Raw genomic sequence first — 8526 nt, forward strand, 5'->3', positions numbered from 1 at the left:
TTGCTATTGCTATTGCTATTGCTATTGCTATTGCTATTGCTATTGCTATTGCTATTGCTATTGCTATTGCTATTGCTATTGCTCTGCATCATAGCCATTATGATGTTCCTTCTCCAAGCATGCTTTCTTTCACAGTTATCATTCTGGCTTGCCCTCTTTGGCCCATTTGGCACGGACTTCTTTGGGGGATAGTGGCGGAAATTCCACTCCTTGGTCGATAAGGTATTGCTTTATTTTCATTGCCCAAGGGTATTGTCGACTATCAGATTTAATAATGCCTTTAGTTAATTTCTTATGGATATTCCAAGCTAAACTCTCACCAGCCTTTGTATCCAGTAAAGGATCTGCTCCTTTTTCAATAAAAAAATAACTAAACTCAAATTTCATAATATAGGCAGGATACAGCGCACTATTCTCCCCTCCAGAGTCTTTTAAATTCACATCGGCGCCATGATCTAATAAGGCATGAATATTATCCCAACTCTCTGCGCCAATAGCCTCAAATAATGCTGGTTCTCCATTTCTATCGATGGCATTGGCATTCCCCCCTGCGGCTAAGATCAATTCAAGCCAAGCCAGATCTTTACCTCCGGCCAGCATAGTCACTGCATTATCACCATTGGCCCGTTTAAAATTAGGATCGGCGCCTAAATCTAAGGCGAGTTTCGCGGCGGGTTTATTGTTCGCCACCATGATCAGCCAAAGCAAGGGCGTTATATCGTCCTTTCCATGAACATTTAAATCGAGGTTATGATCGCTCATCAGCATTTGCGCTTGTGCCTGCTTGCCTTGTTGTAGCGCGGTTAACACCTCGGCCATGGCTGGCTCAAAAAACGCCTTAGCTTGCATTTTTTTATCGATTTTAGAAAACTGAACAGTTAAAAACTCACTGGTGCTGAACAGGTTTTTCACCAACATGGCATTTCCTACATGACTGAACACAAACAAGCTAAAAATAAAACACACCACAAGGCTCGCACCAAAGAACACCGTTCGCACCTGTAAAAAACTAGCCATATTATTCATTGCTTATTCATCTATTGGATAAAAAAGCAGCCATTATTCTGGCTTGCCCTCTTTGGCCCATTTTGCCCGCACCTCTTTGGGCGATAAAGGCGGGAACGTCACTCCTTGCTCGATGAGGTGTTGTTTAACTTTCATCACCCAAGGGTAATTAGGGTTATCTGGTTTAATAATCCCATCTGACAACACGTCATGAACCAACCAAGCTAAATCGGCACCTCCGGACATATAAACTGTAGCATCCGCTCCTTTTTCAATGAAAAAACAAACAAGTTCATATTTATTCAAAATGGCTGATTGTAAAGCAGAATTTAATCCACTTTTATCTTTTAAGTTCACATCGGCGCCATGATCTAATAAGGCATGAATGTTATCCCAATTCGCTTCACCTATGGCATCAAATAATGCAGGCTCTCCGTTTCGATCAATCGAATTTGCATTACCCCCTGCATTTAATATCAACTCTAGCCACCCGATATCTGTGCCCCCTGCTAGCATAGTCACTGCATTATCGCCATTGGCCCGTTCAAAATTAGGATCGGCGCCTAAATCTAAGGCGAGTTTCGCGGCGGGTTTATTGTTCGCCACCATGATCAGCCAAAGCAAGGGCGTAATATCGTCCTTTCCATGAACATTTAAATCGAGGTTATGATCGCTCATCAGCATTTGCGCTTGTGCCTGCTTACCTTGTTGTAGCGCGGTTAACACCTCGGCCATCTCAGGCTCAAAAAACAACTCTTCTTCCATGGCTGGCTCAACAAACGCCTTAGCTTGCATTTTTTTATCGATTTTAGAAAACTGATCTTTTAAAAACTGGCTTGGGCTGAACAGATTTTTCATCGACATGGCATTTCCTGTCTGACTCAATAAAAGCAAGCACAAGAGCAAGCTCCCGTTAACACTCAGCAATAACCGACGCATCTTAGCGTCAGTAAACCTACTGCCTCTCCTGCTCACAGAGTCTCCTAACAGATATCGTTAACACACATTATTCTGGCTTGCCCTCTTTGGCCCATTTGGCACGGACTTCTTTGGGGGATAGTGGCGGAAATTCCACTCCTTGGTCGATAAGGTATTGCTTTATTTTCATTGCCCAAGGGTAATTGGGGTTATCGGGTTTAATGATACCATCACCAATATCATCATATACACTCCATGCTAAATCAGACCCCGTATTATCATAAATAAAAGGATCTGCTCCTTTTTGTATAAAAAAATAGCTAAACTCATATTTCATTATATAAGTTGGATAGAGCGCACTATTCGCACCACTGCGATCTTTCAAATTCACATCGGCGCCATGATCTAATAAGGCATGAATGTTATCCCAATTCGCTTCACCTATGGCATCAAATAAGGCAGGATCTCCATTTCGATCGATGGCATTGGCATTCCCCCCAGCGGCTAAGATCAGCTCAAGCCAAGCCAGATCTTTTCCTCCGGCCAGCATAGTCACAGCATTATCGCCGTCAGAGTCCTTAAAATTAGGATCGGCGCCTAAATCTAAGGCGAGTTTCGCGGCGGGTTTATTGTTCGCCACCATGATCAGCCAAAGCAAGGGCGTAATTTCGTCCTTTCCATGAACATTTAAATCGAGGTTATGATCGCTCATCAGCATTTGCGCTTGAGCTGTTTTACCTTGTTGTAGCGCGATTAACACCTCGGCCATCTCAGGCTCAAAAAACAACTCTTCTTCCATGGCTGGTTCCAAAAACGCCTTAGCTTGCATTTTTTTATCGATTTTAGACACTTGATCTTTTAAAAACTGAACTGTTGAAAACTTATCTTTTAAAAACTGGCTTGGGCTGAACAGATTTTTCATCGACATGGCATTTCCTGTCTGACTTAACAACACTAAGCACAAGACAAAACAGAGCCTAAGGCTCGCTATTTGCCGACCCATCATAGAGTCAGCTAGCCTACTGGTGCATCTTCCCCTCACTTAACCTTACCCATTAGGCTCCTTATGCACAGGCATTATTCTGGTTTCCCTTCTACAGCCCATTTGGCACGGACTTCTTTAGGCGATAATGGCGGGAATTCCACTCCTTGGTTGATAAGATGTTGCTTTATTTTCATCACCCAAGGATATTGTCGACTATCAGATTTAATAATGCCTTTAGTTAATTTCTTATGGATATTCCAAGCCAAGTTTGCTCCTCCTGTAGTAAATTCAAAAGGATCTGCTTCTTGCTCAATGAAAAAATAACTAAACTCATATTTCATGATATAGGCAGGATATAAAGCACTATTGCGTCCACTGCGATCTTTCAAATTCACATCGGCGCCATGATCTAATAAGGCATGAATATTATCCCAACTCTCTGCGCCAATAGCCGAAAATAATGCGGGCTGTCCATTTCTATCGATGGCATTGGCATTCCCCCCAGCGGCTAAGATCAGCTCAAGCCAAGCCACATCTTTACCTCCGGCCAGCATAGTCACTGCATTATCACCATTGGCCCGTTTAAAATTAGGATCGGCGCCTAAATCTAAGGCGAGTTTCGCGGCGGGTTTATTGTTCGCCACCATGATCAGCCAAAGCAAGGGCGTAATATCGTCCTTTCCATGAACATTTAAATCGAGGTTATGATCGCTCATCAGCATTTGCGCTTGTGCCTGCTTGCCTTGTTGTAGCGCTATTAACACCTCGGCCATCTCAGGCTCAAAAAATACTTGAGCTTGCATTTTTTTATCGATTTTAGACACTTGATCTTTTGAAAACTGATCTTTTGAAAACATAGCCCCACCTTCTCCTTCACTCGCGGTTAATAAGCCGATAAAGAGTACTAGGCTTATTACCCACATTTTATTTATCAACATTTTATTTATCAGCATCATAACCTACATACGTTTTATTAAATGCGCTTGCATTCGTTACTCACTAACCTTAGGCGCTAAGCGTAGCAATATCGGCTTCTTTTTGCGCTTCAATGCCGGCGATCACTTGATCCATGCCGTGGCGAGTCACTGGGCTGCCGCCGTCGATACTCTCAAGGGGCGACATGGTACCCGGCGCCTCAGGTAAAGCGCCACTGGCTAACACGGCAGCGCTCAATACTCCCCCCACCGCCATGCCCACATTGCCAAACAAGCTACTGGTCCCGCCAACTAAGCCTGCCACAGCCAATTTGCGATTGCTCTGCAATAAGGTAAGCACCTCCCCATTGACCGCTTGGGTTTGCATTAATTGCTCAATGTTGTTCATTTTAAGGCCGCCATTGCGCGCCACGGTTTTGGGGTGCAAGCCTGCGGCATTAAAGGTATGGCCTTGATTGCCCGTGACCCCTACCCCGCTGGCAGCCAAGCCTCCCCCTAAAGAATGGCCAACGATAACGTTATCATCCATAGCATCAGAGACTAGTTCAGCTAAATCCATGGCCTGATTATATTGTGTCGATTCTTTCCCAATGCCTTGGGTGCCATTCGTCATCCAATCTTGTTTCCCTGTCACGCCATTGTTGGTGCCGCGAAAGGTGAGCATGGTTTCATCATTAATGTCAGATTGAAATAAGGCGGCGCCAAAACCCGTTTCTTCATCCATGAATACTGCATCCTCTAGCCCTGGAATATCCTTTTTATCGAGTAACTCCAGCCCCACTGGCGGCTCGGGCAGCGGATACTTATCAGGATCGCGCCGATTTTCATCGACTCGGTAGACATATTGCGCCGCTTCAGCGCGCAAAATACTGTCATTATTCATGGCTAAGCGCTCACTGGCCGCCTGAACATCAGGATCTTGACTATCGCTGGCACTGGACACTAAGGTTTTTCTCGACTCATATCGCGCTTTTCGAAGTTCAACTGCAGACACGACTTTTTTAGGGGCAACGACCTCTGTAGCAGACTCTGACCATTGGGTTAAGAGCGGCGTCAGCATAGGCTCGAAATTGAGCATGGGCGCATGAGATGCTACCGCCCCTTCTGCACATTTGTGAGCGGGAGACTGATAGGGCGTATCGCCGATAAGCACATCCGGCGAACCTGCGGCCACTTTACCACCGCAATTAATGGCATCATCGACTCTGGCGGCAGGTTTACCATTAATGCTGACATTGGATGAACCCGCATTGACGCTGCGCATGTGAATACCATGGGGCATATTAGGGCATGGACACATGTGCAACAGTACCATGTCACCTTTGCGCGCGGCAGGCATGCCATTAATGCTGACATCACCACTGCCCGCTAAAATGGGGGTCGCTGGCATACAGCCGTGACCCGCAGCGCTGTCACCGAATCTCGCCGCTTTTGGCATATTGGTTCCTTTTCCTTAATTCTACTTATCCATATACAGGGTTATTAAGGGGGACACTGATGAGGTCCCCCTGTTTAACCTTGCTAACGCTTGATATTGTTATTGTGCGCATTAAGCGTTAAGCCTTAACGCTTATCGGCTGGCTCAGCGATTATTCGCTGGCTCAGCGCTTATCTGCTGGCTCTGGCAGTGTCGGCTGATTGGGCTCTTCCACTTTGACGTCTTTAGGTGCCTTGCCTTTACCGGGCGATCCCCCTTCATTGATTTTGACTTTACTGCCCGAAATCGTCACACCACCAGAGTCAATTTTAATAAAACCACCAGGACCTTTGAGTGTCAGAGCGGTGCCGGCTTCTAATACGATATTCGCGGCATTGGTATAGCTGTCTTTATTGACTTTCAATTTGTGATCGCCACCGATAATTTTTTCTTCCGATGCGGCAATTGACATACTATGGGCGCCATCCACTTGAGTCACCATGCCGCCTCCTATGATGCGCTTTAGCCCTGCGGTGACTTTTTGAATGAGGTTTTTACCAATGGCTTGGTGCTTATCACCCCGAACTTCTTCAATGAGATCTTTGCCCACAGTGCTGTGCTTGCTCTGTTTTACGATGGCAAACTGCTCATTTTCAACCGTTAAGTGATGATCCATTCCTGTATTTTCACGGCGGGTATTGCGTGTGATAATGTCGAGATCTTTTTGCCCATGGACAAAAATTTGCTCACGGGTCGCTTCATCTTCAAAGCGCAGTTCATTAAAGCCTTTACCTTTGTGGGTCTGGGTTTTAATGACGGTACGGGTCTTATGAGAAGGCAACACATAAGGCGGCACATTGGTTGCGTGAAAGGTGCGTCCGGTAATAATAGGTTGGTCTGGATCCCCTTCTAAAAAGCTCACAATCACTTGATGGCCAATACGCGGAATGGCTGTCATACCATATTGCGCTCCCGCCCAACCTTGGCTCACTTGGACCCAACAGCTGGCTTGCTCATCATTTTTCCCTTCTCTGTCCCAAGGGAATTGCACTTTTACACGGCCATGCTCATCACAAAAAATCTCTTCGCCTTTTGGCCCCACAACCACGGCAGATTGTGGCCCCGTCACTAAAGGTTTTGTCTCAGGCATTGCTTGCCATGGCGTATTCGCTGGGATCACATCAAATTGATTATGATAAGTAGTGGGCATACTGGTATTACTGCCTTCAACGCTTGCCCCTTGAAGACCGGTGTGTGTCAGCTTAATTAACAACCAATCTCGATTAAAGCTGGGATCCCCATGCTCCATTAAATCAAATTTAAACCCGACACTGGCCGCCATGAGATTACTTTTAGCAAAAGCAAGGTGTGCATGACGTCGTAAATATTCTAATCGTGTTTGGGTAAAGGGCTTTCCAAAGGCATCATTTTTATAACGACCCGGATAATCAAAATGTTCATAATCTTGACGCTGATAGTCCAGATCTGTGCCCAAATTTTCTTGTAAAAAGCTGTATTGAGGTTGTTTAAAGCTAGCATCTTTTAACACCACACTGGCAGGCGCCACTTGATGTTGTAATTCAAACTGTGACACATAAGGCACCTCTGACATTCCGCCACTGGTGGCATTGTAAGGAAAAGGCATGCCTAACTTACCCAGCTTTTTCGTGCTATCACTAAACACTAAGGTGTGCTGACTTTTTTCGTGTTCAAAATGATAAATTAAGCCTTCTTCTGCCGCTAAGCGACTCACAAACGCAAAATCAGTTTCACGATATTGCACGCAATACTCACGTACTCTTTGATCTAAGCTAGGATCGCAATTAAACGCATAATCCTTAATACCCATTTCGGTCAACAAGGTTTGAATGATGGCTAAACTGCTTTGCGCTTGAAAAATGCGGCTATTTTGTCTGAGTTTTAACCGAGAAATGGCAGGGACAAGCGTTAGCTTATATTGCGTATCATGATAACCTGTATCCCCTATGGTGAATTGACTCACCACGCCATGCACTTGACGCTGCACTTCACCGTCGATGGACCATGTCATTAAACCTGCTTTATCAACGATAGACTCTGGCGTTAAATCACTTTTTTTACTGATTAACGTCATCTCAACCGAGAAGGGAGCGGATAACGCCTCTTCAAAATGAAATTCAAGCAACTCAAAACTCGCTTCATCTAATCCTTCAGCGACAAATTGGTAACCTAATCCAGAGCTTGCCATTGTCATGCTAACATCCTTTTTTTCTTATATTATCCATCTCATTTAAGCTATTCCAAATGGGCTAAAACTAAGCCCATTTGGCAATATACCTGTAGTACTTATGCTTCCAATGGTTTACGCCAATCATCGGCTCCCGATGTGCCAGCACTTGTATGATCCCAATCAATTTTGCGATAGGCTAATGAGACTTGAACGAGTTGAGTGAAATCGGCCTGAGTCGGATCTTGGCAATGAGGCATATGGCAATTGATATCCACAATCGTTGCGCCTTCAAGCGTGGTCGAGAAAAAATGCTCTTGCTTACCTTCAATAGAAGTACGATACCAATTCAGTACCACTTTATTGAGCTTTTCACCTGTCGATAACGCGTTATACATTAATGGCACGGCTTTATTGAGTGCGACAGTGAAAATGAACGGCTTATGGACACGCTGACCTGAAGGCTGACCTGATTGAGGATCAGTTGGCACAGTAACAACATGCTTAAATTCTTGTACTAGCATTTCATCTTCATGGCCCTCAACAAAAATATCACCGACTGAATCAGAGGTAAAAGCCCCTGCGGTAATGTTTCCCTGTGTTTGACCTTCGATAGAGATATAACATGGAGTTGGCATAATATTCTTCCTTTCATATTGATGATTTGATATTGCTGCATTGCATGTCTGCTTGATACTTTTGATGGGCACGCGAGTCTTCATCACCACTCTTTGATCGGTGAGGCTCAGCACAACAGACACAGTGCAAAAATATGAAACAGTATAAAAACAATACAAAATCAATTTAGAGACATTTCAATAACAGCAGGAAACATGCCAAGTGTTATCTACATGATTTTAATGCATTTAAAAAAAAGGTAAGAATATTTGGGCAATAAATTGCTCATATTGGGCAATAAGTTGCCCAGCTGGGCAATAAATTGCCCAGCTGGAGGAGCGAAAGGAAAAATCAATCTTATTAATATTGTCTAGTCCTAAAATAGGTTGACGGTTTTTATTAAGCCAGTTGGAACCCCCGACTGGCTTTTTCATGTACTTCG

Annotated in this window: 8 protein-coding genes; all 8 read right to left on the minus strand. The window is 44.5% G+C overall.

Annotation, left to right across the window (positions count from 1 at the left end; translation table 11 throughout):
• Positions 1–138: 138 nt before the first annotated feature.
• The gene (locus Q0779_RS23365; RefSeq protein WP_298776633.1) at positions 139–1026 is read right to left on the minus strand and encodes an ankyrin repeat domain-containing protein; all 888 of its coding nucleotides are present in this window, start codon (positions 1024–1026) and stop codon (positions 139–141) included.
• A gap of 33 nt (positions 1027–1059) precedes the next feature.
• A complete protein-coding gene (locus Q0779_RS23370) occupies positions 1060–1869 on the minus strand; it encodes an ankyrin repeat domain-containing protein (RefSeq protein ID WP_298776634.1) in 810 nt (269 codons plus the stop codon).
• Positions 1870–2011: 142 nt separating this feature from the next.
• Positions 2012–2851 (minus strand): ankyrin repeat domain-containing protein, encoded by an 840-nt coding sequence (locus tag Q0779_RS23375; RefSeq protein WP_298776635.1) that lies wholly within the window; start codon positions 2849–2851, stop codon positions 2012–2014.
• Positions 2852–3000: 149 nt separating this feature from the next.
• Positions 3001–3846, minus strand: coding sequence for an ankyrin repeat domain-containing protein (locus Q0779_RS23380; protein WP_298776637.1), 846 nt, complete (start codon positions 3844–3846; stop codon positions 3001–3003).
• Between the two features lie 67 nt (positions 3847–3913).
• Positions 3914–5281, minus strand: a complete 1368-nt coding sequence (locus Q0779_RS23385; protein ID WP_298776639.1) for a PAAR domain-containing protein — start codon at positions 5279–5281, stop codon at positions 3914–3916.
• A 163-nt stretch (positions 5282–5444) separates the two neighbouring features.
• The gene (tssI, locus tag Q0779_RS23390; RefSeq protein WP_298776641.1) at positions 5445–7493 is read right to left on the minus strand and encodes a type VI secretion system tip protein TssI/VgrG; all 2049 of its coding nucleotides are present in this window, start codon (positions 7491–7493) and stop codon (positions 5445–5447) included.
• A 92-nt stretch (positions 7494–7585) separates the two neighbouring features.
• Positions 7586–8104: an Hcp family type VI secretion system effector gene (locus Q0779_RS23395; protein ID WP_298776643.1), complete on the minus strand. Its 519-nt coding sequence runs from the start codon at positions 8102–8104 to the stop codon at positions 7586–7588.
• A gap of 228 nt (positions 8105–8332) precedes the next feature.
• Positions 8333–8526: hypothetical protein (locus tag Q0779_RS23400; protein ID WP_298776645.1), on the minus strand; the 194-nt coding region annotated here is incomplete at its 5' end.

Origin of the sequence: uncultured Shewanella sp. (assembly GCF_947491715.1) — a bacterium.
In the GTDB taxonomy this organism is placed as follows: Bacteria; Pseudomonadota; Gammaproteobacteria; order Enterobacterales; family Shewanellaceae; genus Shewanella.

Excerpts from the sequence above, each read along its gene's own strand:
- Q0779_RS23365 (WP_298776633.1), bottom strand. The coding sequence starts at position 1,026 with ATGAATAATATGGCTAGTTTTTTACAGGTGCGAACGGTGTTCTTTGGT.
- Q0779_RS23370 (WP_298776634.1), bottom strand. The coding sequence starts at position 1,869 with ATGTCGATGAAAAATCTGTTCAGCCCAAGCCAGTTTTTAAAAGATCAG.
- Q0779_RS23375 (WP_298776635.1), bottom strand. The coding sequence starts at position 2,851 with ATGTCGATGAAAAATCTGTTCAGCCCAAGCCAGTTTTTAAAAGATAAG.
- Q0779_RS23380 (WP_298776637.1), bottom strand. The coding sequence starts at position 3,846 with ATGTTGATAAATAAAATGTGGGTAATAAGCCTAGTACTCTTTATCGGC.
- Q0779_RS23385 (WP_298776639.1), bottom strand. The coding sequence starts at position 5,281 with ATGCCAAAAGCGGCGAGATTCGGTGACAGCGCTGCGGGTCACGGCTGT.
- tssI (WP_298776641.1), bottom strand. The coding sequence starts at position 7,493 with ATGACAATGGCAAGCTCTGGATTAGGTTACCAATTTGTCGCTGAAGGA.
- Q0779_RS23395 (WP_298776643.1), bottom strand. The coding sequence starts at position 8,104 with ATGCCAACTCCATGTTATATCTCTATCGAAGGTCAAACACAGGGAAAC.